18 protein-coding genes are annotated in these 23,704 nt (G+C 59.2%); 6 read left to right on the top strand and 12 right to left on the bottom strand.

What is annotated here, in order from left to right:
* Positions 1–53 precede the first annotated feature (53 nt).
* Together LEPTO7104_RS43445 and LEPTO7104_RS37755 are read right to left on the bottom strand one after the other, a co-directional pair.
* Entirely contained in the window at positions 54–461 is a 408-nt protein-coding gene (locus tag LEPTO7104_RS43445; RefSeq protein ID WP_071527153.1) for a GFA family protein, read from the bottom strand.
* 628 nt (positions 462–1,089) lie between these two features.
* Entirely contained in the window at positions 1,090–1,545 is a 456-nt protein-coding gene (locus tag LEPTO7104_RS37755) for a GFA family protein (protein ID WP_071527350.1), read from the bottom strand.
* 238 nt (positions 1,546–1,783) lie between these two features.
* Here LEPTO7104_RS37755 and LEPTO7104_RS0100785 point away from each other — a divergent pair, with 238 nt between their 5' ends.
* The gene (locus LEPTO7104_RS0100785) at positions 1,784–3,562 is read left to right on the top strand and encodes an ABC transporter ATP-binding protein (RefSeq protein WP_017296632.1); all 1,779 of its coding nucleotides are present in this window, start codon (positions 1,784–1,786) and stop codon (positions 3,560–3,562) included.
* Between the two features lie 119 nt (positions 3,563–3,681).
* On the top strand, positions 3,682–4,425 hold the full coding sequence (locus LEPTO7104_RS0100780; protein ID WP_017296631.1) for a hypothetical protein: 744 nt from the start codon (positions 3,682–3,684) through the stop codon (positions 4,423–4,425).
* Positions 4,426–4,435: 10 nt separating this feature from the next.
* On the opposite strand, the gene LEPTO7104_RS39770 is transcribed toward LEPTO7104_RS0100780, so the two are convergent.
* Positions 4,436–4,675, bottom strand: coding sequence for a hypothetical protein (locus LEPTO7104_RS39770; RefSeq protein WP_155523465.1), 240 nt, complete (start codon positions 4,673–4,675; stop codon positions 4,436–4,438).
* 317 nt (positions 4,676–4,992) lie between these two features.
* On the opposite strand from LEPTO7104_RS39770, the gene LEPTO7104_RS0100775 reads away from it, so the two are divergent.
* Positions 4,993–5,712 (top strand): ABC transporter ATP-binding protein, encoded by a 720-nt coding sequence (locus LEPTO7104_RS0100775; RefSeq protein ID WP_017296630.1) that lies wholly within the window; start codon positions 4,993–4,995, stop codon positions 5,710–5,712.
* 48 nt (positions 5,713–5,760) lie between these two features.
* Here LEPTO7104_RS0100775 and LEPTO7104_RS0100770 read toward each other — a convergent pair whose 3' ends face one another.
* From LEPTO7104_RS0100770 to LEPTO7104_RS0100745, 6 genes are all read right to left on the bottom strand, one after another.
* Positions 5,761–6,318 (bottom strand): sugar O-acetyltransferase, encoded by a 558-nt coding sequence (locus tag LEPTO7104_RS0100770; RefSeq protein ID WP_017296629.1) that lies wholly within the window; start codon positions 6,316–6,318, stop codon positions 5,761–5,763.
* A 72-nt stretch (positions 6,319–6,390) separates the two neighbouring features.
* Positions 6,391–8,292, bottom strand: a complete 1,902-nt coding sequence (locus tag LEPTO7104_RS0100765) for a transketolase C-terminal domain-containing protein (RefSeq protein WP_017296628.1) — start codon at positions 8,290–8,292, stop codon at positions 6,391–6,393.
* 773 nt (positions 8,293–9,065) lie between these two features.
* Positions 9,066–11,018: an adenylate/guanylate cyclase domain-containing protein gene (locus tag LEPTO7104_RS32170; protein ID WP_017296627.1), complete on the bottom strand. Its 1,953-nt coding sequence runs from the start codon at positions 11,016–11,018 to the stop codon at positions 9,066–9,068.
* 32 nt (positions 11,019–11,050) lie between these two features.
* Positions 11,051–12,226 (bottom strand): FecR family protein, encoded by a 1,176-nt coding sequence (locus tag LEPTO7104_RS36530; protein WP_155523464.1) that lies wholly within the window; start codon positions 12,224–12,226, stop codon positions 11,051–11,053.
* A gap of 102 nt (positions 12,227–12,328) precedes the next feature.
* The gene (locus LEPTO7104_RS0100750) at positions 12,329–12,637 is read right to left on the bottom strand and encodes a hypothetical protein (RefSeq protein WP_017296625.1); all 309 of its coding nucleotides are present in this window, start codon (positions 12,635–12,637) and stop codon (positions 12,329–12,331) included.
* 136 nt (positions 12,638–12,773) lie between these two features.
* Complete coding sequence (locus LEPTO7104_RS0100745) at positions 12,774–14,174, bottom strand: NAD(P)/FAD-dependent oxidoreductase (RefSeq protein ID WP_017296624.1); 1,401 nt, start codon at positions 14,172–14,174, stop codon at positions 12,774–12,776.
* A 356-nt stretch (positions 14,175–14,530) separates the two neighbouring features.
* On the opposite strand from LEPTO7104_RS0100745, the gene LEPTO7104_RS0100740 reads away from it, so the two are divergent.
* Entirely contained in the window at positions 14,531–16,342 is a 1,812-nt protein-coding gene (locus LEPTO7104_RS0100740) for an aspartate kinase (RefSeq protein ID WP_017296623.1), read from the top strand.
* 264 nt (positions 16,343–16,606) lie between these two features.
* Here LEPTO7104_RS0100740 and LEPTO7104_RS0100735 read toward each other — a convergent pair whose 3' ends face one another.
* A complete protein-coding gene (locus tag LEPTO7104_RS0100735; protein ID WP_017296622.1) occupies positions 16,607–16,951 on the bottom strand; it encodes a DUF1815 family protein in 345 nt (114 codons plus the stop codon).
* Positions 16,952–17,315: 364 nt separating this feature from the next.
* A complete protein-coding gene (locus LEPTO7104_RS0100730) occupies positions 17,316–19,142 on the bottom strand; it encodes an ABC transporter ATP-binding protein/permease (RefSeq protein WP_017296621.1) in 1,827 nt (608 codons plus the stop codon).
* A 258-nt stretch (positions 19,143–19,400) separates the two neighbouring features.
* Here LEPTO7104_RS0100730 and LEPTO7104_RS0100725 point away from each other — a divergent pair, with 258 nt between their 5' ends.
* The gene (locus LEPTO7104_RS0100725; protein WP_017296620.1) at positions 19,401–20,300 is read left to right on the top strand and encodes a transglutaminase family protein; all 900 of its coding nucleotides are present in this window, start codon (positions 19,401–19,403) and stop codon (positions 20,298–20,300) included.
* Between the two features lie 204 nt (positions 20,301–20,504).
* Here the strand turns inward: LEPTO7104_RS0100725 and LEPTO7104_RS0100720 are convergent, their stop codons facing one another.
* Entirely contained in the window at positions 20,505–21,845 is a 1,341-nt protein-coding gene (locus tag LEPTO7104_RS0100720) for a pentapeptide repeat-containing protein (RefSeq protein ID WP_017296619.1), read from the bottom strand.
* 283 nt (positions 21,846–22,128) lie between these two features.
* On the opposite strand from LEPTO7104_RS0100720, the gene LEPTO7104_RS0100715 reads away from it, so the two are divergent.
* Complete coding sequence (locus LEPTO7104_RS0100715) at positions 22,129–23,610, top strand: site-2 protease family protein (protein WP_017296618.1); 1,482 nt, start codon at positions 22,129–22,131, stop codon at positions 23,608–23,610.
* Positions 23,611–23,704 lie beyond the last annotated feature (94 nt).

Below are 23,704 nucleotides of genomic sequence, written 5' to 3'. Positions count from 1 at the left end.
ACTCATAGCGAACGGGTAACGTTAGAAGAGACGGGCTAAAGCAGGGTCCTGGGCTACGGATAGCGATCGCATTTTGGAGCGGTGATGCCGTCCTCATACCAGGAAGATCGGTCTTCCCAAAATATATTGTTGTCTGGTCTTACGGTAGGGTCGCAGTCGAGGGAGCCTGCCGGGATAACGAGGTTGCCGCTTTTGCTAAGATACGGCAGCCGAGACCCGCATTCGGTGCAAAAGCTATTTGTGAATGATTTATCACCAGGGTGATCATATCGTTTGATGTTATCCTGCCCCGATAGCCATGCTATGTCTGCTGGTTTGGCCAGAATATTTGACGCAAAAGCAGAGCCGGTTCTTTTGCGACACTGCTCGCAATGACACATATAGAACTTCTTGACTTCAACCGATACCGAATACGTTACTGAGCCGCAGAGACAGCTCCCATCCAACTCAATGTTTTCCATCTAAATCTTCCAAAATTCATATCGACGGTATCGATAACCCAGCGGCGGGCAAAAAACTTCAACTTCAGGAAACGCCCGCTCCGCTGCTGGAGTCCATCGGTTTGTTCTGGCGCACTCCGGGTAGGTCAAGTGTGACCCGTGACCATGACGCGAATGCGGATGCCAGTGCATTGTACGCAGAATCATGAGTTCCTTTTGGATCGGAATCCACTGGATGATAAGCGAAGCGATCTATAGTTATGTCCCAAGCAGTTAACTCAACCAAATTATATTCAGCAAATCGAACGACTGCCTTTTGAGCGGTGTCCTGTAGGAATCCGGCATCATCGTCGATTGGCTCTTGCGTTCTCCAGTCGGTCCGTCCGCAGTGGCAGATCCCTTTCATTTTTGAAACTCCTTTCATTGATTTTTCAGCACTCAACTCGATACACCTAGAAGCTCGAGGAATTTGCGCAACAGCCTTTGGCTTAATAGTGCGCTGGCGCTATGTTGTCCAACGACAGGTTAAACATCCTCCCTATCAGTGGGGGTGAGCCACTGCCTTTTGACCACGACTTCGTGTCTGGTCAGGTCCTAAACAAAACCGGTCACGTGAAGTTTGATGGCTCGACGGTGTTGTTCAGCCTTTTTATTGATTTTGTTGGGCAAACTCGGAGAGCAGCGCTGGAAAATTTTCTGGCAATGGAAATTTGTTAAAGCTATGGACGGCAGGTGTCGCTGCCCAAGACAGCTTTTCGTCCGTGTAGGTTTCGATAAACGGGCTGAAAAATTGGGCGTCATCCATCATAGTCGTTCGGACATTGACGAATTCATCCATGCCTTCCGGACGTGTGAATAACCAACTCATGCAGTGAGCACAGAAATAATGACGCGAGGCACCATGTAGTCCGCCGATGACCGGCTCACCCAACGTTACCTTGAACTCATTGCTTGGATAAAGGGCGCTCAAACTAAAGGCACTTGCCGTCATACGCTGGCATCCCGTGCAGTGACACGCCATGGTCATTAGAGGTTCTGAAGTAACTTCAAATTGAACCTGTCCGCATCTACATTTACCAGTCGTGTGAGGATTGCTGTCTCTCATCATTAACTCCTTAGCGCTCGGGACAACAGGATTCTTTGTACCAATGATCTTAAGCAACGCTCCTGTACTTGTACTGAGTTGAAAGTGAACACAACCACATGATATTGGTTTCCAGCTAACGGTGCTCATAACCATTCTCCCCAGGAACCGGTGCCTGGGGAGTTGCCAAAATCTTAGCAACACTAGCAGGTACCCGGTCTCTGGGCGTTACACTTGAGCTTTTGTAGACAGGGTATCTATGACCACGTTTCAGTCGGTGCGGCATCCCTTAATGCGGCTGTTGCGCTACGGGCGCAGCTACCGGCCGCAGATTTGGGGGGCGATCGCCAACTCCATTCTCAACACCATCTTCGATCTGGCCCCGCCCTACCTGATTGGCATCGCCATCGACGTGGTGACCAACAACGAAAGCTCCCTGATTGCCCGCACGGGAATTACCAGTATTTCCGGCCAGCTGGGGGTGCTGTCGGCGCTGACGTTTTTGATTTGGAGCCTGGAGTCGCTGACGGAATACATCTACGCTACCCTGTGGCGCAACCTGGCCCAGAATCTTCAGCACGACCTGCGCATCGACACCTACGGCCATCTACAGGAGCAAGACCTGAGCTATTTTGAGGACCGCAGCACGGGCAGTTTGCTGTCGATTCTCAACGACGACATCAACCAGCTAGAGCGGTTCTTGAATACCGGGGCCCACAACCTGCTGCGGTTTTTGACTACGGTGATCTGGGTGGGGACGACCTTTTTGGTGCTGGCGCCGGGGGTGTCGTGGATGGCGATGCTGCCGATTCCCTTTGTGCTGTGGGGGTCGATCGCGTTTCAGCGGCGGCTGGCCCCCCGCTACGCCGACGTGCGAGACAAAGCGGGGCTGATCAGCGGGCGGCTGGCCAACAATCTCTCGGGCATCGCCACGATCAAGAGCTTTACGGCGGAGGCCTACGAGCGCGATCGCGTCACCCTGGACAGCGATGCCTACCGCCGCAGCAACCGCCGGGCGATCGCCCTCAGCGCCGCCTTCATTCCGCTGATTCGGATTGTGATTTTGGTGGGCTTTACGGCCATGCTGTATTTGGGCGGTATGGCGGTGGCCAGTGGCACCCTGTCGGCGGGCACCTACGGCTTTATGGTGTTTATCGTGCAGCGGCTGCTGTGGCCCTTTACCCAGCTCAGCGAAATTATGGATGAGTACCAGCGGGCCATGGCCTCGGTGCGGCGGGTGATGGGCATTCTCGATACCCCGGTGGAGCTGATTCCGGGGCGCAACCCGCTGCCGGTGGAGCAGGTAAAGGGCGACGTGCGCTTTGAACATGTCACCTTTGCCTACCGCGATCGCCAGCCGGTGCTGCGCAATCTGTCGCTGCACATTCCCGCCGGGCAGAGCATTGGCGTGGTGGGAGCCACCGGCTCGGGCAAGAGCACCCTGGTGAAACTGCTGCTGCGCTTTTATCAGCCCCAGCAGGGCCGCATTTGCGTGGATGGCCAGGACATTCAGGATCTGCTGCCTCGGGATCTGCGCCGCTGCATTGGCCTGGTCAGCCAGGATGTGTTTTTGTTCTCGGGCACCGTGGCCGAAAATATTGCCTACGGCAGCTTTGGGGCCAGCCGGGCCGAAATTCTCTACGCGGCGAAACGGGCGGAGGCCCACGAGTTCATTGCCCAACTGCCCCAGGGCTACGACACGATTGTGGGCGAGCGGGGGCAAAAGCTCTCGGGGGGGCAGCGGCAGCGGCTGGCGATCGCCCGCGCCATTCTCAAAGACCCGCCGATTCTAGTGCTGGATGAGGCCACCTCAGCGGTGGACAACGAGACCGAGGCGGCGATCCAGCGATCGCTGGCGGTGATCACCCAAGGGCGGACCACGCTGGCGATCGCCCACCGCCTCTCCACCATTCGCCACTGCCACTGCATTTATGTGATGGCCGACGGCGAGGTCGTCGAACAGGGCCGCCACGAAGACTTGCTGGCGCTAAACGGCCTCTACGCCAGCCTGTGGCGAGTGCAGTCGGGCCTGCGGTAGCTGTTTAGTAAAGTCATGACAGGTTTCACAAACTACTATTAGCTATGAATAGTGCTGTTCAGCATGATTGGTGTAGTATTTCTGAAAGCTCGTAATGAAAGCTGCGTTTCGTAAAGCTTATGTCGCAATCAAATCTCCCAAGTTGGGTTCCAATTGTCCTTGGAGGAGGGGGGCTGGTCGGATTTTCAACTATCCTGTTTAATTTATTCAAACAGGTGACAGATGCTAAAGATACTCGTATAGAGAATTTAGAAGGAACTATTGTTGAACTTGAAAAAAGACACTCTGAGCAGATAAACCTTTTAAGAGAAAATGCTCAAAGAGACATGGATAATCTTCACCGAGAATTAGAGAATAAAAAACGCGAGCTGTCTGAGATGAAGGATCTCAAAGATACAGCAGAGAAGTTTTTTGATGATCTATCAACTCAAGAAATAACGCCAGAAACCAGATTAAGCCTCAGAAAAATAGAAAGCTTATTGGCTAATATTGATCGGAATCAAGAGGTTCTAAAGAGCACGAAAACCGCTGCTGAGTGGGTTACTTATAAAAAGGAAGATTGGTCATTTAAATTGGTAAAGAGTGCAAGAGATAGATACCCCGATTTAATAAAGAATGGCGATGTCGAACGTTTCAGGCTAGACATTTTGAAATATCTAGACTGGATATATGACAGCCTTAATTATGGATTTACATGCAAAATTGAAGATTACGTTAGAAGTCCAGCTATTGCTTCTCCCTTTCCATATAGAGCTGCCTTTCAGGAACTTGCCGAAATTAATGACTTTGGGCAGCTCTCAGATCCTGAGGTAAGAGACTTACAAGATTACATCACTGAACTGTCTCGTCAAGCTTCGATGTAAAAAAGGCTATTTACTTACGACTCATCTTATCGCAACCTCTGACCAGCCAGAGTTTTTTGGCTGCTTCTAGAAGATCTGCCTTTTGCATTGGTGTTAAATTTCTCATCTCGTTAATTTCCTGTTGAAGTGACTCTAAGCTTTCGCAAATAATACGTCCAGGTTGGCGTGGCATTCGTTCCGTCCTTCGGGATGAGGCATTCGCTTCATCTTTACGAGCATTAAGACGGGAAATCAGGATATCGCGCATCATTTCTCTGTTCCTTTATATAGTACGAGGCGCACCCTGAGAACTTACTCTAAGTTCATTTGTACTATAAAACAAGCTCCTATGGCAAGAGAATTCTTTCCCCTGGGATTTTTTTAAGAGAGAGATGCAATGCGGGGCTTTGCAAAAGAAGCATCGTCGCTCTACTTGGGGGTTTGGGAAGCTTTTGTATCGTTATTTTAAGGAAGCCATGCGAGTTGCTCCCTTATCTTTAAAACTAACGACGCTCCCTGGGGACAGAGCTGAACCTACTACGGCAGAAGGGCTCATTACAATAAGGTAGTTCGCTCCTTTTCTCTCCTATGCCCACTCCCCTGATCGAATTTCGCCAGCTGCAAAAGGTCTACGGCTCGGGCAATACCGAAGTGCGGGCGCTGTGGAACGTGAATTTGTCCATCTACCCCGGTGAATACTGCGCCATCATGGGGCCGTCTGGCTCGGGCAAGTCGACCGCCATGAACATGATTGGCTGCCTCGATCGCCCCACCGCCGGAGAATACTTCTTCGATAGCCAGAATGTCGCCACCCTGGATGACGATGCGCTGGCCCACATCCGCAACCAAAAAATTGGCTTTGTGTTTCAGCAGTTTCACCTGCTGCCCCAGCTGACGGCGCGGGAAAATGTGGAGCTGCCGATGATCTACTCCGGCGTGCGCAGCGATGTGCGCCACCAGCGGGCTACCGAGGCGCTGGTGCGGGTGGGGCTGGGCGATCGCATCAACAACAAGCCCAGCCAGCTGTCGGGCGGGCAGCAGCAGCGGGTGGCGATCGCGCGGGCGATCGTCAACAAGCCCCTGTTACTACTGGCCGATGAGCCAACCGGCGCGCTCGACACCCGCACCACCGACGACGTGCTGGGCATCTTTGCCGATCTCCACGCCGCAGGCATTACCGTGGTGATGGTCACCCACGAACCCGACGTAGCCCGCGCCAGCCAGCGCATCGTCTGGTTCACAGACGGCGAGGTGCTCAACGACCACCTCAGCCCTGACGATCTGGCCCAGTCGATCGCGCTTCGATAGTGCTCCCTTGGCCAAGGGCTGGATAGCGGTGTTTCTAGAACAGACACTTCAAACCCCGCGCACAACTCGACAGGGATTGCCCACGGCGACTACCCCAGCGGGGATCGATTTTGTGACTACGCTGCCCGCGCCAATGGTGGTGTTGTCGCCTATGGTCACGCCGGGGCAAATGATGGCCCCACCGCCAATCCACACATTGCTGCCAATGGTGATGGGGGCTGCCATCTCTACCCCGGTCAGCCGCACCGCCGGGTCGGTGGGATGGTAGGCGGTGTAGATCTGCACGTTAGGCCCCACCAGCACGTCATCGCCCAGGGTGACCCAGTTGCAGTCGAGAATGGTGCAGTAAGCGTTGATGTAGAGGTTTTTGCCAGCTCGAATGTGGCTGCCGTAGTCGCAAAAGAAGGGCGGCGTAATCTCAAAGTTAGGGCCGATCGCGTGGAAGAGCGATCGCACCATGGTCTCCCGCACCGCTACCTGCTCAGGCCGAGACTGGTTAAACTGATGCAGCTGGGTCTGAGCCAGCCGCCGCAGCGCCACCAGCTCCGGGTCCGCCGCCCGGTAGGGCTCGTTCGCCAGCATTTTCTCGCGCTCGGTCTTAGGCATTTAGAAAATCTCCTATAGCAAAAGATCCCCGGTTTCTTCGAGAAACCGGGGATCTGGAGGTGTTAAGGGGATTTAGCCCACCAGCTCTTTCACTTTGGCCATAATGCCGTTGGGGTCAATACCCTGGTGAATGAACTGCTCCCACAGGCCGCCGCTGCCTTCTTCGTGGGTGCCAATGTGGGCGTACTTGGGCGTGTAGCCCCGCTCCAGCAGCCAGGTGCCAAAGCGGCTGCCCAGGCCGGTCTTGCGGTTAAAGGCCTCGGTCACCAGCACAAAGGGCGCCTTGCCCACCTTAGCCATGGTGTCTTCGTCCACCACGTTGAGGGTGGCCTTGTTAATCAGGCCCACGTCAATGCCCTCCTGCTTCAGGCGCTCGACGGCATCCAATGCGCGGTAGACCGAGTCGCCAAAGGTGACGATGTAGCCAGCGCTGCCCTCGCGGATTACCTCATCTTTGCCGGGGGTAAAGGTATAGTCGCCGCCAAACATCTCGTTGCCGTCGGTGTCGAGAATGGTCGGCACCTTTGAGCGGGTCGAGAAAATAAAGCGCAGACCGGGGTCGCCAAACACCTTCTTGACACAGGCCTTCATCTGGTTGGGGTCGGCGGGGAAGTAGAGGCGGGTTTCGTAGCCGTCGTCGAGGCCGTTGTCGGCAAAGAAGTTGTTGAGGCCGAAGTGGCAGGTGTTGTCGGCCATGTCGTCGATGCCCGAGTGGGAGAAGTGGCACAGCAGGTTGGAGTAGTTCAACCGGGCCATGGTGATTTCAGAAATGCACATCTCCAGGAAGGCGGCGAAGGTGGCGAATACGCCCTGCTTGCCCTTTTCCATGCCAAAGCCCGCCGCCGCCGACAGGTTGCCCCGCTCCATAATGCCGCCGCTGACAAAGATTTCGGGGTAGGCCTTGCGAATTTGGGCCAGGCCGCAGGAGCCTTCTAGGTCGCTGTCGACCACCAGCACGCTGTCTTTGCGGGTGGTTTCATCCATCTCGCCCAGCACCTCCACCATGGCATCGCCAAACACGTTGCGGTTCGCGCCCACGGTTTTGCTGGAGCCCATGAACTCGTAGGTGTTCTTGGGGGCCTGGATGCCTTCGAGAATTTCCACCGCAGCGGTGTGGCCCTTGGCGCTCAGGTAGGCGATCGCCGCCTTCACCGAGATCACATCGTGGCCGTGGGTGCTGCCCTCAATGCCCTCAATGCCCACCGCCATGGCTCGCTTGTTGATCACCGCCACCGGGCCGGGGGTGTTGATCGCCTTGCAGATGTTGGCGTAGAGGCCGTCGAGGTCTTCTCCATCGCCTTCGAGCACGGTCAGGCCGTGGCCCTCCAGGGTTTTCTTGACGCTGTAGCCGCCCATGTACTGGGAGGGGTGACCCGCGATCGTGACATCGTTGTCGTCAACCAGCAGCTTGACGTTGACGTGGTGGGCCACGGCAAAGCGGGCCGCCTCAGCGTCGTCGCCCTCCTGCTGGGCACCGTCAGAGCCCAGGCAGAATACCGCCTTGCCGGGGTTGGCCAGGGCTACACCGTTGACGTAGGGCCACATGTGGCCGAGCCGCCCCGAGCTAAACTTAACGCCGGGGGTCAGCCCCAGTTCGGGGTGGCCGGGCAGTTTTTCGTTGGCGGCGCGGTACTGCATCAGCTGCTCGGCGGGCATGTCGCCGTTGAGCACCGACATTAAATACTGGGTGGCGACCCGGTGCCCTGCTTCGTCAAAGAAAATCGGCACGTACTTGTCGCCCGCGCCCCGAAACAGCGCATCGAGAATCATCACCTCGGGTACGGTGTCGTAGGGGCCGCCCGTATGGCCGCCCACCCCGCGCGCCGCCCCCGTGGCGGTAAAGAAGACAATCGCATCCCGACAGAGCTGAACATTGGCCTTAAGGGCGCTGCGCTGCTCGTCGGTGAGGGTGGGGTTAGAGGCATCTAAAGAAATTCGCTGGTATGCGCCCAGATCAATGGGAAAGCTCGTCATAAGGGTTTGTCCTAAGGTTTGATTTACAGAAAAGCGTGGGCCAAGCCAAGGGAAATCGGAAACAAGTCCATCGCCTGAGGGCGGATATCAATATCCATTCCTTCCATCATTCAATACTGTGGGATCGGTGTGAAGGTTTTCGGTAAGACTTGGTTAAAACCATTTAGGCGGGTAGAAAATCGCTCTGCGGGAGACAAATGCTGCGGTTGCCAAGGGTCGAGCACACCCTGTGGCCTCTGCCATGCCAGAGTGTTGGACTGGCTTGGGCCGAACATCCATTCGGCTTGACCATAGTCTTTAAACCGAGGCCCTGACCGCGATCGCCCACATGCAGCACCCCAGACCTGAAGCTGGCGCAGATGGCGTCAACCGAAATTTAATCGAGTTGATTGAATGGGCGCGCTTGATTAAAACTCCCCACGCACCATCATTCTAATCTATGGTCTAGCTGCGGCATTGACATAAATCTATGCCTCCAGAAGGAGACTGCCAGGGTTGATTGCTCGGCTGCTTTTATCGCCATAGTCGCTTAGGTTAGGACATCTAGAGGCGTTCGAGCGTTTGAGCGTTTGAGCGTTTTGAGGGGAAATGTCTCAACCAGACTGGCTACGGGTACGGTACAGACTGATGGCACAGGTTTTTGCTAGTGCGATCGCAAGGGGGCAGGGGGGCTAGGGAGCCAGGGGAATTGGAGCGGTGGCCTGATGTCCACCCAGCCGCACTTGGGGACGTACCCTTGGATTTGTCTGGCCTAACGGACGGATTGGGCTTGCCTAGCTGGATTTGATATCGGTGGGAAAGGTGATGGCCTTGGGCTGGCTCAGGTGCTGAATCAGGTCTTTTTGAACCTGGTGGTAGAGGGCATCGCTTTCGCCCTTGAAAGCCACCACGCCGTACACCTGAACCGCTTCCTGCTCACGCCCGGCCAGCGTATGGGTGCCGTGGTCCACGGCGACAATCTGCTCTTTTACGAGGTTGTAGCAGGACTGGGTGATCAAAATATCGGTGCCGATTACCTTGGTCAACCCTTCAATGCGGCTGGCGACGTTTACGGTGTCGCCAATGGCGGTGTACTCCAGCCGCAGCACCGAGCCAACATTGCCCACCACCAGCTCGCCGTAGCTGATGCCAATGCCGTTGTAGAGCGGGGGTAGGCCCTGGCTTTCCAGTGTAGTGCGCAGGGTGGCCAGGACTTTTCGCATCGCCAGGGCCGCCGAGACAGCCCCTAGAGCATCCTGCTCGGGTCCCTGGGATTTGGGTGCCCCAAACTCGGCCATCACCGCATCGCCAATGAATTTGTCGATGGTGCCCCGGTACTTCAGAATGGCGTCTACCATCACATCTAGGTAGGTGTTGAGCAGGCTGACGGTTTCTTCTGCCCCCAGCTGGTACGAAATGCGGCTAAACCCGCGAATGTCTGAAAACAGCACTGCCGCCTGAAACCGCTGGCCTACGGTGAGGCTGGTAAAGTCTTCGGGCTGGTTGAGGATTTCTTGGGCGACCGAGGGGGCGACGTAGCGCTCCAGGGTGCGGCGCAGGCGCTGTTCTTCCAGGCGGTTGCTGACGGCTCCGGTGGCGATGTAGGTGACGCCGCCCATGCCCAGGCAGGCGACGGGGACGGCGACGGGCACCAGGCGATCGCGGTGAACCATCAGCAGGTAGGCCAGCGCTCCCCAGGCGGCGATCGCCGCCAAAAAGCCTGCCATTCTGGGCACTGGCTGGGTAAAGCGATAGCCCAGCCCTAGCCCCACCGCCGCGATCGCGATCGCGGTCAGCAGCCCCTCCACCACCGGATTGCCGACCATGGGGTCGAGGGTGCGGCCCTCCATCAGATCGGCCAGGGCGTTGGCGTGAATCTCAATCCCGGGCATGGCGTTGTCGATTGGAGTGCGCTTGCTGTCCTGAAAGGACTCGGCTATGGGACCAATCAGCACAATTTTGCCTTTGAACTGATGGGCAATCAGAGGCCAGTTGTCGGGGTCGAGCACCTGCACAAACGACACCACGGGGAAGGTGCCCGCCGGGCCATAGAAGAACAGATCTCGGCTCTGCTGGTCAGGCTTTGGGTAGCCAGCGGCGGCCAGGGTGGCCCCGGCTAAGGACGGCAAACTATCGGTAAACCCGTAGTTCTGGCGCAGGGTTTCAATGCCCAGGTCGGGGAAGGCGCGGAGTTTGCCGTCGGCATCGATTTTCATGTTGATCAGCCCGATCTCGGTCGGGCTGGCGTAGATGGGCTGGAGCAGATTGGTAAACAGACCAAAGTCGCTGCTCGACACATCGTAGGCGGCGGCCAGGGCCACGCGATCGCCCCACCGAGCCAGGGTGGCCTCTAGCGCCGCATCGTCGGCGGGTCCGTAGCTGCTGGGGTCCACCAGCAGTACATCGACGGCCACCGCCTTTGCCCCGGCGGCCATCAGCCGCTCAATCGCCAGGGCGTAGGCCTGACGCTGCCAGGGCCAGGTAGACAGCGGGGCCAGAAAGGGATAGCGCTCCGGCTCGGCCTGGTACAGATCGCCCTGGGACAGGGAGTATTCGTCAATGCCCAAAATCACAATGTCTGCGGGGGGCGGTACCGCCCCCCGCAGCCGCAGCAAAAACGACTGGGCCTGACCCTCGATTAGCAAAATCCAGGGGTGCTGGGAGGCCAGGGCGATCGCCCCAAATACCGCCCAGCTCACCATCAGGCCATGGCCCAGCTGAAACAGGCGGCGGTAGGATTTAACCACGGCAGATAGTCCCCAACGTCATGGACCTCATCCTAGAACGGGAAGGGAAACCGGATCGGCGGGGTGGGAATAGACGGAGCCCAATAGTAGGGCAGCGGTACCCCCGGAAACAGCTGCTCAAAGGCTCGCCGCAGATTGCCCATACCCGGTATTTCTACCGCAAACCCGTTGATCAGAGGGCCTTCCAAAAGGTCAGTAAAGTCCTCGGGCAAAAGCTCACGAATCACCGCCTGCTCTTGCTCTGGATCGATCGTCACCTGCTGCCCCTCAGCGATGGTGAGCGAGTCGTTTGCGGTGAAGCCCACGGGTTCCTCTTGCTCAACTTGCTCGGCGGTCTCCGGGGGCAAGCCCGCCGTCAGGTTGGTACTGCCGTAGGAGGCGCCCTGCTTGTCGTCGGCCTGCTTTGTCTTGAATAGCAGCAGGCCGTTGGCCACTGCACTGCCTGGGCGGTAGTTAATCGGATACCCGGTGGGAGAAGTCAGCGGATTGGGGGCTGGAGTCAGCGGATCGGGGGCCGGATTACCAGGGTCTGTAGGGGGTGGCTCAGGGCCGGAGCCAGGGCCAGGGGGCACCTCTGACGGTCCTGGGGATGGTTCGACGGGGTTGGCAAAGGGGACCACCGGGTCGGTGCTGGGCACCATTGGGTCCTGGGAGGGATCAATGGGGTCGAAGCCGTCAACCATGGGCTCAACGGGCTCAGGATCAGGGTTTTTGGTCACCACCACAGTGCCCTCAAACACCTGAATGGTGGTTTCTCCAGCTTCGGTGACCTCAATGGTATAAATTGTGCCGCGTACCCCGGCCAGGGTGGAGGTCGAACAGCCGTTGAGGGCGCCGTTGACCAGCAGCGTACCTCGGTTGAGCTGGGCGCACTGCCCAATCACCAGGCTGGAGTTATGGGCCAGGCGGGCCACAGCCCCATTGTTAAACCGCAGCGAGGCACGGGCATCCTGGGTTCTGACCTGCTGGCGCTGCTGGGCTACGCTGTTGACCTGGGCTGCACGGTTTTGGATGTAAACCTGGTTGCTGTCTAAAATTTCGGTAACGGTGGCGGCGGAAATGGCCTGACCCTGGACCGGATGCCCTGGTATAGCCAGCAGAAAGCTGGCCGCCAGCGCTATTCCCAGCTGCCGCGCAAACCTCCGCCAACGATTGCTGGACCGTAGCTGAAACCCCTTAAACCCAAAAAACGCAATCATAAATTCCACTGAGTTGCCTTGATAGGATCTATACACAGGCAACATCCCAAATTCAGCATAGATTGCGAAACTTAACCAGCGGAATGTATACGCTAGCTTCACGCGCTAGCTTTATGCGCTAAATACATCGGGCTGGCTGTCGTCGTGCACCCGGCCCAGGTGCGGCAGGGCGGCGGTTACCGTTTCGGGGGATTGGGCCAGCATGGTGAGCAGGTCGTAGGCCTCCACCGGCTGCCCTGTGTGAATCGACAGCTGGTGGGCGTAGTAGCGCACCTGCGCCATAATTCGAGGCTCCGCCTGACGCAGGTACATGCACAGGCAGGCCCGCGCCTGGGCCTCTGGGTCGCGCCCTAAAAAGTAGGCCATGGCGGTGAGCAAATGGCTTTCGTAGTCGGGCAGCTCTGGGGAAGTGAGGGGCATAGAAAAACGATGCAGGGTACCCCTAAAACACTAGCGGCTGCGCGGTCGAGTTTAAACGGGGAAAGCTGGATTGAGCGGGGCAGCGATCGCGCGCTAGGCCCCCCAACCCGCCCCCATCGCTCCCCGCTGGAACTCGCTAGCTGGAGCTAGCCGCACCGACCTCCACCTTCTCGATTACCTTCTCGGTAATCAAGCGCGACCCCTGCTTGCGGGTGAAGTAGTTGGCCCCCCACTGGGTCATGACGAGGAGTTTGTTGTCGAATTCGATCAGATAGAAGATGTGCACAAACAGCCACACAAACCAGGCGGGGAAGCCGGTGAGCTTCGCCCAGGGCAAGTTGACGACGGCGGCGTGGCGCCCAATCACCGCTAGGCTGCCGGTGTCTTTGTACTCAAAGGGGGCCGTGGCTTCACCCTTGAGCCGTTTCTGAATCAGCCGGGCCACGTACTTGCCCTCCTGCATGGCGACGGGGGCGACGCCGGGCAGGGGACGATTTTCCTGGTGGGCAAAGTGAGCCAGGTCGCCCACCACAAAAATATTGGGGTGGGTCGGCAGGCTGAGATCATCGCTGACCATGACTCGGCCCGAGCGATCGCGCTCTGCCCCGGTGCGATCGGCCAAAATACCGCCCATGCCGGGGTCGCGCACGCCCGCCGCCCACAGCACCGTGCCCGCCCGCAGGGTAGTCAACTCGTCACCCTGCTTGAGGGTGATCTCGTGGCCTTCAATATTGGTGACCAGCGATTTGGTCATCACCTGCACCCCCATTTTCTCCAGGTCAGCCTGGGCGCGGGCCGACAGCTCGGGGGGAAAAGGCGGCAGCACCCGGTCCATGCCTTCGACCAGCAAAATACGGCTGGCGGTGGTGTCGATGTCGCGAAAGTCGTTGCGCAGGGTGTGGTAAGCCAGCTCCGCCAGCGACCCGGCCAGTTCCACCCCGGTGGGGCCACCGCCCACGATCACAAAGGTCAGCAGGCTCTGTTTTAGCTCTGGATCGCTGGTGTTCTCTGCTTTTTCGAAGGCCGCAAAAATTCGTCGCCGCATCTCCAGGGCGTCTTCTACGGTTTTCAGGCCAGGGGCCACGTCGGCCCAGTCGTCGCGGCCAAAGTAGAAGTGGCTCATGCCCGTAGCCACAATCAGGTTGTCGTAGGCAATGGTGCGGTTGTCTTTGAGCTTGACCACCTGCTGCTCAGGGTCAATGTCGGTGACCTCGCCCATCAGCACTCGCGTATTTTTTTGAGCGCTCAGCACCCCCCGCAGCGGCGACGCAATATCCCCTGGGGACAAGCCTCCCATGGCCACTTGGTACAGCAAAGGCTGAAACAGATGAAAGTTGCGCTTGTCGATCAGGGTTACCTCCACATCGGCCCGACCCAGCTGCTGAGCGGCGTAGAGACCACCAAAGCCGCCGCCAATAATCACCACCTGGGGTTTGCCAGGGGTAACCGGCGGCACGTCAAGGGTTGGGCAAGGGGTTTCAAGGACCGTGTCTTGGGCCATGATGCTGGAGTCGATAGGGCGTTTGACGGTCTGCATGGCAATAGTGGGAAAGGGGAAAGCAGGTTGTTACTTTTCGTTATAAAGCAGAATACCGCTAAATACTGTGCGCTGTGCTATATCCCTTTAACCCGATCAAGATTGAGGCAAGCTGCGGTTGGGGGCTGTTGTTGGTAGGCTCCAGCCTGGTAGAGTAAACGATCTGGCTGTAACCATCCTCTGCCCAAAATCTCGTTGCCACGCGGCGCCCAATGGCGTTCTGGGGCGGCGGTATAGGGCTAGAATTTGGAGAACTTTAAACACCCCAAATTTAGGCAAGGCGGGCGCGTAAAGGGTAAGGCCGCGATGCTCTAGGGGCGGTACTCAACCCTCGCAGGGAGGCAAACGACAACACCATGGCGCTGATCGTACAAAAATATGGGGGCACCTCCGTTGGCACCGTAGAGCGCATTCAGGCGGTGGCCCGGCGGGTCAAGGCCACGGTGGAGGCGGGCAACTCGGTGGTGGTGGTGGTCTCGGCCATGGGCAAGACCACCGACGGCCTGGTGAAGCTGGCCGCCGACATTACCAATCAGCCCAGCCGCCGCGAGATGGACATGCTGCTCTCGACCGGCGAGCAGGTCTCGATCGCGCTGCTGACCATGGCCCTGCACGCCCAGAACCAGGAGGCAATTTCGCTGACTGGGGCTCAGGTGGGCATTGTCACCGAGGCCGAGCACACCCGCGCCCGCATTCTCAAAATTAAAACCGATCGCCTCCAGCGCCACCTCAGCGAGGGCAAGGTGATCGTGGTGGCGGGGTTTCAGGGCATTAGCCAGACCTCGGATTTGGAAATTACCACCCTGGGCCGGGGCGGCTCGGACACTTCGGCGGTGGCGCTGGCGGCGGCGCTGGGGGCCGAGAAATGCGAAATCTACACCGATGTGCCCGGCATTCTCACCACTGACCCCCGCCTGGTGCCCGAGGCCCAGCTGATGGAGGAGATCACCAGTGACGAAATGCTGGAGCTGGCCAGCCTGGGTGCCAAGGTGCTGCACCCCCGCGCGGTGGAAATCGCCCGCAACTACGGCGTTACCCTGGTGGTGCGATCGAGCTGGACCGATGAGCCCGGCACCCGCGTGATTTCGCCCAGGCCTCAGCCTCGGCCCCTGGAGGGGCTAGAGCTGGCCCACCCGGTGGACGCCGTTGAGTTTGACACCGACCAGGTCAAGGTGGCGCTGCTGCGCATTCCCGATCGCCCCGGCATTGCCGCCCGACTGTTTGGCGAACTGGCCACCCAGGCGCTGAATGTCGACTTGATTATCCAGTCGATCCACGAGGGCAACACCAACGACATCGCCTTCACCATGGTTAAGGCCAACCTAGCTCGGGCCGAGGCGGTGGCGGCGGCGATCGCCCCCGCCCTGCGCAGCAACCCCACCGATACCAGCCAGGCTGAGGTGATGGTGGACCAGCGCATGGCCAAAATCAGCATCGCCGGAGCGGGCATGATTGGCAGGCCTGGAGTGGCGGCCCACATGTTTTCCTCCCTGGCGGCAGCGGGGATCAACATCCAGCTGATTTCGACCTCGGAGGTGAAGGTCAGCTGCACGATCGATGTGGAGGACTGCGATCGCGCCATTGCGGTCCTCTGCGATGCCTTTGAGGTCACCTCGTCACCGATGCCCCAGGGCAGTGCGCCCACGGCCAGTCTCAGGGTGCCGGAGGTGCGCGGCGCCGCCCTAGACCTGAAGCAGGCCCGCGTCGCCATTCGCCACGTGCCCGATCGCCCCGGCATGGCGGCAAAAATCTTTCAGCTGCTGGCCACCCACGGAGTCAGCGTAGACATGATCATTCAGTCCCAGCGCTGCCGCCTGGTGAACGGGCAGGCCACCCGCGACATCGCCTTTACCGTGGCCCAGGGCGATGCCCAGACCGCTAAGGCCGTGGTTGAGGCGGCGGCAGCCGAACTGGGCTTTGGAGATGTGGCCGTGGACGAGGAAATTGCCAAGGTCAGCGTCGTGGGCACCGGCATGATCTACGCCCCCGGCGTGGCGGCGCGCATGTTCAAAGCGCTGTCGCAGCAGGGCATTAACCTGCAAATGATTGCCACCTCTGAGATCAAAATCAGCTGCGTGGTGGCTGAAACCGAGGGTGTTACAGCCCTGCGAGCCGTGCACAACGCCTTTGGGCTGGCGGGTCTGGAACGGACGGTTGTACCCGCTTAGGGACAAGACAACGCCAAAGGGCACCGATGGCTATCATCGGTGCCCTTTGGCCCTAGCGGGGGAGGGCTGGCAAACTGGCGCTGCGCAATCACGATAGGGCAGCGGACCGATTGGCCCGGGAGTTCTAGTAGGCTGTCAAACCTAAACTTGTGGGCTGGGTGGTGCGATCGCAGAACTCAGCTTAGACGCGCAGAGCGCAAACCGCGCGATCGCTCCGCTGCTGCCAACCTGCAGCAGCCCTAAATTTTTAGACTTGACGCCAGCCTAGGCTTTAGTCGATACCTTCTGCTGAGAGCCCACGGGCTGAATGCGAAATTTGACCAGCGTGGCCAGTTCTTGCAGCTGGTGAATGGCTTCAGCGCCCTCTAGCTTCATCAGTTCGCGATCGTCGCGCATCTCGGTCCAGGTGATGCCGTAGTCTGACACCAAAAAGCGAATCAGGTGATCGTCGCCCAGGCTCACCATAAAGGAGGCACTGTTGAGCTGGCCACCGCAGGTATAGCAGGAGGCTAGATAGCCCATACCCTCAAGCACCGTGGCCAGCGCTTGCAGGTTCATGACCAGGTCCCTAACAAATTGGCGGTGCTGCTCGGCTAATCGGACAAACATAACGACACTCCTCGTTACCCATAGAGATTGTAGCCTAAAAATTAATTAATTCTTAAGATGTGGACTAAGGTACTTATTTTCTGCGTTGGTAATCTCATCATCTTAACTACCTTGACGTAAATACGCCTCTTTTGTAGAGGCATTTGGCTTTTTATCTGCTGGGCTGGGGCCAGAGAGGCAGACTGGCAAAGGATCCTGTAGATTGTGAAAACTTGAGAACTTGTGGCCTAATCTAACGTCAGCCAGTAATCTACGGGGCCATGTATCTCGGTCCAGGGTAAGCAGTAACCCCAGCTCAATCGGTAGCTGTCACCACTAAACGGGCTGCTGCGGCAAAAATGTCATCCAATCCTAGGAATCTGCTCTAGGCATCCGCCGTCGCCAAACCGGAGGTCTTTAGCGTCCAGGTGTTGTCTTCTCCCAGTTCCAGGGTGGTTTGATGGTAGGCGTTGAGCGATTCGCGATGGCCGACGCTGACATAGGTGGTGCCGCTGTGGCGCAGATGCTCGTAAAGTTTTGCTTCATTGGCCAGATCTAGCGCGCTGGTGGCCTCATCGAGAATGGCAAAGTCGGGCTGATTTAGCAAAATGCGGGCAAAGGTGAGCCGCTGTTGCTCGCCTAGGGACAGCACATCGCCCCATTCCTCGATCGCGTCAAAGCCGCCAAAGCGTTCCGCCAGGTTGGCCAGATTCACCGTCTCCAGCGCCGTCTGTAGAGCGCTGTCCTCAACATTCTGTTGGGTGTGGGGGTAGAGCAGCTGCTCCCGCAGAGTGCCCAAGATCATGTAGGGCCGCTGGGGCAGAAACAAAATATTGTCCAGCGCCGGACGGTGGATGGTGCCGCTGCCGGAGTGCCACAGGCCCGCGATCGCCCGCAGCAGCGAGCTTTTACCGCAGCCGCTCGGCCCCACAATCAGCAGTCCGCTGTGGTCGGGCACCTGAATGGAGAGATCTTTGACCAGGGTGCGCTGGTAGTTGGGGGTTTGCAGCGTGAAGTCCTCTAGGGAAAGGGAATTGGCGGTGGCGATGGCGATTTTGGGCTGGCTGGCCGTCTCGGGCTCGGTATCCTCTAGCGCGGTGGGTTCGGGCGTGGCGCGTTCGCCCTCTGGCTGAGAGGACATCGGCTTGGTGGTCTCTGGCTTTGTGGCGTCCTGAGTCACGGTGGGTTTGGTGGGCTCAATCTCCCCGTGGTTAAGGGCTTCGGCAAAGCCGTAGAGGCGATCGATCCCGGCGCCAAAGGAGGTCAGTTCCTGGAACCGGGCCACCACCACGTTGAGCGAAAAGAAGACCCGCACAAACGCCCCCTGGGCCTCAGAAACCTTGCCCACTTCAATATCGCCCGCAAACACGGCGGGGGCGACCACGATCGCGGGCAGCACAAAGGGAATGAACTCGTAGGCGTTGGTGAGGGCGTTGAGGTTGAGCTCCCAGATAATCAAGCGCTTGAAGTTCTCAAAGGCGGCCATAAAGCGGCTGTTCACCTGGCTGGCCTCCTGGGCTTCGCCCCGGTAGAAGGCGATCGCCTCGGCATTTTCGCGAATGCGCACCAGGCTAAAGCGAAAGTTGGCCTCCCGCTTCAGCTGCTCAAAGTTGAGCCGCACCAGGGGCTGGCCGAAGATCAGCACCGTCACCAGGGTGCCCACCAGGGCGTAGAGCACCAGGAACCCCACCAGCGATTTTGAAATGCCCCACAGCACGCTGCTGAAGGCGATCACCTGGAGCACCGAGCTGACCACCAGCAGCAGCAGCGCCAGGGACTGCTGGGTGAAGTTCTTGACATCTTCAGCGATGCGCTGGTCGGGGTTGTCGATGTCGGGCTGGAACTGCTGGATGTCGTAAAAGGCGCGATCGCGGAAGTAGTCGCCCACAAACCGCCCGGTCAGCCAGCGCCGCCACTCCAGCCCCAGACGCTTTTGCAGATACTCGTAGCCCGCCAGCAGCGGCGCGTAGGCCACCAGCACCCCAATAAACACCAGCACCGTTTCCCAAAAGCGGGCCTCATCCTGGGCCGAGAGGGCCGAGATCAGCACGCCGCGCTTGTTGTTGAGCACCACGCTGAGGCCGGTATAGCCCAGCAAAAACACCGTAATCAGCAGCAGCAGGCCCCCGGCTTTCCACTTTTCGTCGCCAAACCAGTAGGCCCTGGCGATCGCCCAAAACCGTCTAAACCCCGTCAGGTTAAATCGTTCCATGCCGTAGCCCTGTCTCCCGCTGCGCAAAGGGTGCTGGGGAGATCTTACAAAAGTTAACTCTTTTGTGCCGGACCGGGCTCAAGCAGAGCACCTCTGAACTGATCCCAGGCCAAGTCTTTAAGCAGTTCTGCGCTGGGTCGAGCGCTGGACTGTATGGCCCCAGTCGCTATGGTCTGAAGCGAAGTTGCGAACTGCCCATTTCTAGAGTGTTAACCCGTAGTACAACAAAGAACTGAGACCCCTTTCTAGGCCTGCCCCATGTCCGTTATCTATGAAGTTGAGCACGTTACTCGCTATCGCTACGCCAAGCCGGTTACCTTTGGCTCCCATCGGGCAATGTTTTTGCCTCGGGGCAACTACAGCGGGCGGTTGTTGGGCTACTCCCTCGACACTAACGTGCCCGCCAGGGTGCACTGGGTCAGCGATACCCTATCCAACAACGTGGCGGTCATTGATGTGAAGGAACCGGCTCAGGAACTCACCGTCACCTGCCGGTTTCGGGGCGAGCACTTTGGCAACCAGAGCATTGAAGCCTTTCCCTTAGACCCCAGGGCCAACGAGGTGCCGGTGCAGTACACCCCCGACGAATGGACGGATTTGGCCGTCTATCTGCGGCCCCACGCCGAAGACCCCGACGGCTCGGTGGCGGCCTGGGCCAAGCATTTTGTCTCCGGCGATCGCGACACGACCAGCGACGTGCTAAGCCGGATCATGAACGCCATCCGCGACACCTTTACCTACCGGGGCCGGGAGGAAGAAGGCACCCAGGCCCCCGGCGAAACCCTGAAGCTGAGGTCGGGCACCTGCCGCGACTACGCCTGGTTGATGATGGAAACCCTGCGGCGGCTGGGGTTTGCCTGTCGGTTTGTGTCGGGCTACCTGTACGACTCGGCCCTCGACGGCGGCGATGTGGGCATGACCGGTTCGGGGGCCACCCACGCCTGGCTTCAGGTGTATCTGCCGGGGGCTGGCTGGCTGGTGTACGACCCCACCAACCGCATTACCGAAGGGTTTGACCTGATCGCGGTGGCGATCGCGCGGCACCCCGGCCAGGCCATTCCCCTGGCGGGCTCGTGGTTTGGCGACGCCGACGACTACCTGGGCATGGAGGTCTCAGTGGCGGTTCGCAAACTGGGCAGCATTCCCGAGTTTGGCTAGCAGCCAGAAGGCCTGGATAACTGTCCAAACTCCGGGTATCAACGTAAGCCGGGACAAGGCCGGTACGAGAATTCAGGAGTCAGAAGCCAGAAGCTAAGAGGGCTTGGCCTTCTGGCTCCTGGCTTCTGACGGCTTTCTAGACAATTTGTCCCGCTTTAAGCTGATACCCCAAACTCCTACAGCCAGCTCAATCCAAAATCGCCATCACCGACCCAGCAGATTGGGAATGTCGGCACAGCCGCCGGGGACCGTGGCCCGCGTGCCTTCGCCCCCCCAGGCGCAGAGGTAGCGGCGCTGATCCTCCGACAGGCGATAGACGCCGCTTAGGTTAGCCCCTTCCACCACGGCTCCGGTATTGACCCCGGTAGTGTAGTCGGGCGCGCCCGTGCGGGTGCGAGGGGTGGCGGTGTCCACGGGGCCGTAGAACAGCCGCGCCTCCATCAGGTCGGCCCCGGCCAGGTTGGCCTGGTACAAAATGGACCTAGCAAAATTGGTTCTCACCAGGTCGGCCCGGCGCAGGTCGGCGCGAATCAGGTTGGTTTCGCTGAGGTCGGCCCAGCGCAGGTCGGTGCCTGTGAGATCGACGGCGGCCAGCATCGCCCCCAGATCGATGACGCGGGTGCCCTGGGCCAGGTCTTCTTCATAGCCGCCCCGCCCGTCTAAGATTGGCCGCCCCAGGCGACTGTCCCGCCGCAGGGGAGTGAGCAGTTTGGAGCGTGACAGAAAGCGAATCACCTTGGCTTTGCCGCCCGCATCGACACTGCTCAGAATGGCGGCGGTGCGGGCTTCGGCAATAATTCGCTCCTGGGGCCAGTCTTCGAGCAAGCCCTCGTCATCTAGCACCAGCTCTGAGATGCCCTGGAAGAAGGCGTCAATGGTTTGCTGCTGGGTAATCAGGTTTTGCTGGCGGGTCAGGTCGCGGGAAATGACGTACTGCCGCCAGGCCACAAACAGGGCCAAAAAGGCAATGAAAATTTGCCCGATCGCCCCCAAAAAATCGCCCAGGGAACCGAGAATATCCCACCGCAGGGTCAACCCCCAGGTCACAATGGCGCGGTTGATGCCGGTAATGCTCATCAGCCCGGCGATGCCGATGAGCGCCCCAGGAATGGCGATCAGCAGCGCCTGCTGCCGGGGCGACAGTTCCCCCAGCACCTCCCGAAAGAAAGGCCACATAAGCCGCACGGACACCAGCGTTGCCACCAGCGATCCGGCCAGGGTGAGCCAGAAACTGCCGACAATCAGCCCCAGCCCAATAACGGCCACCGATACCAGGGTGATGGCGCTGGCGGAGGTGACGGCGGGGTCCACCAGAACTGGCCCGGCATTCATCGGGTCGGACGGGTCGAGATCGAGCCGCTGGGTGGGCAGTTCGGGCGGACCATCGGCCAGGGCATCGGGGCTGGGAGGGGGTGAAAAAAGCCGAGGGGTCAGCGCGCCGAGGTCAGGATCGGTGCCGTTATTGGAGCCGTTACTGGGATCACTGCTGGGGCCATAGCTGGGATTGCTGTCCTGCTGGGCGGGGTTGGGGGACGGTGGGGTCATAGCGCGGGGCGGCGAAAAACAAAATTGCACCCCTGGCGGCGCAGGGCGAGGTATCTGGCTTTATTTAAGCACCTTAATCCTGGCCCCACAGCCATGGGATTGGGTTTGCCCCCGCTGCTGCCCCCAGGGCGCCGCTGCCGGAGCCATTGAAGTTAACCCCAAGCCCGACTCGGCTGGCCGGCTCCGACCCATCAACGGTAGACTGATGGGGATTTTGCACCGGTTTTGCGCCGGATTACGGGCGCTTTAGGGCGTATTTGAGGAGGCTAGCAACGGCAGCACTATGGTGATTACTGGGTTAATTTTGCTGGCGGCGATCGCGATTTTAGTCTGGGGCTACCGCCGCGCCCAGCCCTACGGCAGCGTGGGTGTTTTGGCCTGGCTCCAGTCGGTGGTGCTGATGGGCCCGTGGCTGCTGTTCTTTGGGCTATTTGCCCTGGGCATTTACATTAACCTGGCCGGGGTGCTGCTGCTGCTGCTGGGGTCTACGGGCCTGTACATCTATCTGGGGCGACGGCTGCGCGCCCTGGGCCAGGACATGCTCTCGACCCAGCGCCCGACGGCGGCGGCGGCAGAACCGGCCGCTGGCGATCGCGACGGTTTTGACGCCACCGACCAGCCCACCGCCGCCCCCGCAGATTCCTCTGCCGCTATCTCCATTCCCGCCGAAGATCTGGCCCAGATTGAGGGCATTTTTGGCCTCGACACCTACTTCCGCACCGAGACCATCCCCTACGACCAGGGGGCGATTTTTCGCGGCAACCTGCGGGGCGAACCGGCGGCTACCCGAGCCCAGCTAGCGGCAGCGCTGGAGGAGCGGCTGGGCGATCGCTACCGCCTGTTTCTGGTCGAAAACCTGGAGCAAAAGCCCACCGTCGTGGTGCTGCCCGCCACTGCCGACCCCGCTATAACCACCCCGACCCAGTGGGCGCTGGCGGGGTTCCTGGCGATCGCCACAATCTTCACAGGGCTAGAGGCCGGAGCGATTTTGCAGGGCTTTGACCTGGTGCAGGACTTTTCTCGCTGGCGGGCGGCGCTGCCCTTCTTACTGGCCCTGCTAGCCATCTTAATCGCCCACGAGGCGGGGCACTGGACCACCGCCCGCCGCTACAATATCCGCCTCAGTCCGCCCTTTCTCATTCCCGCCTGGCAAATTGGAGCCTTTGGCAGCCTCACCCGGTTTGAGTCGCTGCTGCCCAACCGCAGCGTACTGTTCGACATCGCCCTGGCGGGGCCTGCCGCTGGCGGGCTGGTTTCCCTGGCCATGCTGGTGGGAGGGCTGCTGCTGTCCCATCCCGGCAGCGCCTTTCAGATTCCAGCCGGGTTTTTCCAGGGCTCGATTTTAATCGGTGCCCTGGCGCGGGTGGTGCTAGGCGCGGCTCTGCAAGAACCGCTGGTCGATATTCATCCGCTCACCATCATGGGCTGGCTGGGCCTGGTGATTACGGCCCTCAATCTCATGCCCGCGGGACAGCTCGACGGCGGCCGCATGGTGCAGGCCATCTACGGCCGCAAAACTCTGAATCGCACCACGGTATTTACCCTGGTGGTTTTGGCCCTGGTATCGTTGGCCAACCCCCTGGCGCTCTACTGGGCCGGGGTCATTTTCCTCTTGCAGCGCGCCCCAGAGCGCCCCTGCCTCAACGACATTTCTGAACCCAACGATGCCCGCGCCGCCCTCAGCCTGCTGGCCCTGTTTTTGGCCCTAACCGTGCTGCTGCCGCTTACCCCCAGTCTGGCCGGTCGCCTCGGCATCGGGGGATGAGGGGATGGGAGGATGAGGAGATGAGGGGGTGGGGAGATGAGGGGATGGGGAGATGAGGGGATGAGTAAAGTAGACACTAAAATACACGGGTTAT

Origin of the sequence: Nodosilinea nodulosa PCC 7104 (assembly GCF_000309385.1) — a bacterium.
Lineage (GTDB): Bacteria > Cyanobacteriota > Cyanobacteriia > Phormidesmidales > Phormidesmidaceae > Nodosilinea > Nodosilinea nodulosa.
Note: the sequence above shows the minus strand (reverse complement) of the source record. Positions and strands in the feature narration are given on the sequence as shown.

Excerpts from the sequence above, each read along its gene's own strand:
- LEPTO7104_RS43445 (WP_071527153.1), bottom strand. The coding sequence starts at position 461 with ATGGAAAACATTGAGTTGGATGGGAGCTGTCTCTGCGGCTCAGTAACG.
- LEPTO7104_RS0100735 (WP_017296622.1), bottom strand. The coding sequence starts at position 16,951 with ATGTTTGTCCGATTAGCCGAGCAGCACCGCCAATTTGTTAGGGACCTG.
- LEPTO7104_RS0100720 (WP_017296619.1), bottom strand. The coding sequence starts at position 21,845 with ATGACCCCACCGTCCCCCAACCCCGCCCAGCAGGACAGCAATCCCAGC.
- LEPTO7104_RS0100780 (WP_017296631.1), top strand. The coding sequence starts at position 3,682 with ATGTCGCAATCAAATCTCCCAAGTTGGGTTCCAATTGTCCTTGGAGGA.
- LEPTO7104_RS39770 (WP_155523465.1), bottom strand. The coding sequence starts at position 4,675 with ATGATGCGCGATATCCTGATTTCCCGTCTTAATGCTCGTAAAGATGAA.
- LEPTO7104_RS0100740 (WP_017296623.1), top strand. The coding sequence starts at position 14,531 with ATGGCGCTGATCGTACAAAAATATGGGGGCACCTCCGTTGGCACCGTA.
- LEPTO7104_RS0100775 (WP_017296630.1), top strand. The coding sequence starts at position 4,993 with ATGCCCACTCCCCTGATCGAATTTCGCCAGCTGCAAAAGGTCTACGGC.
- LEPTO7104_RS0100715 (WP_017296618.1), top strand. The coding sequence starts at position 22,129 with ATGGTGATTACTGGGTTAATTTTGCTGGCGGCGATCGCGATTTTAGTC.
- LEPTO7104_RS0100765 (WP_017296628.1), bottom strand. The coding sequence starts at position 8,292 with ATGACGAGCTTTCCCATTGATCTGGGCGCATACCAGCGAATTTCTTTA.
- LEPTO7104_RS0100745 (WP_017296624.1), bottom strand. The coding sequence starts at position 14,174 with ATGCAGACCGTCAAACGCCCTATCGACTCCAGCATCATGGCCCAAGAC.
- LEPTO7104_RS0100770 (WP_017296629.1), bottom strand. The coding sequence starts at position 6,318 with ATGCCTAAGACCGAGCGCGAGAAAATGCTGGCGAACGAGCCCTACCGG.
- LEPTO7104_RS0100750 (WP_017296625.1), bottom strand. The coding sequence starts at position 12,637 with ATGCCCCTCACTTCCCCAGAGCTGCCCGACTACGAAAGCCATTTGCTC.
- LEPTO7104_RS0100725 (WP_017296620.1), top strand. The coding sequence starts at position 19,401 with ATGTCCGTTATCTATGAAGTTGAGCACGTTACTCGCTATCGCTACGCC.
- LEPTO7104_RS0100730 (WP_017296621.1), bottom strand. The coding sequence starts at position 19,142 with ATGGAACGATTTAACCTGACGGGGTTTAGACGGTTTTGGGCGATCGCC.
- LEPTO7104_RS37755 (WP_071527350.1), bottom strand. The coding sequence starts at position 1,545 with ATGAGAGACAGCAATCCTCACACGACTGGTAAATGTAGATGCGGACAG.
- LEPTO7104_RS0100785 (WP_017296632.1), top strand. The coding sequence starts at position 1,784 with ATGACCACGTTTCAGTCGGTGCGGCATCCCTTAATGCGGCTGTTGCGC.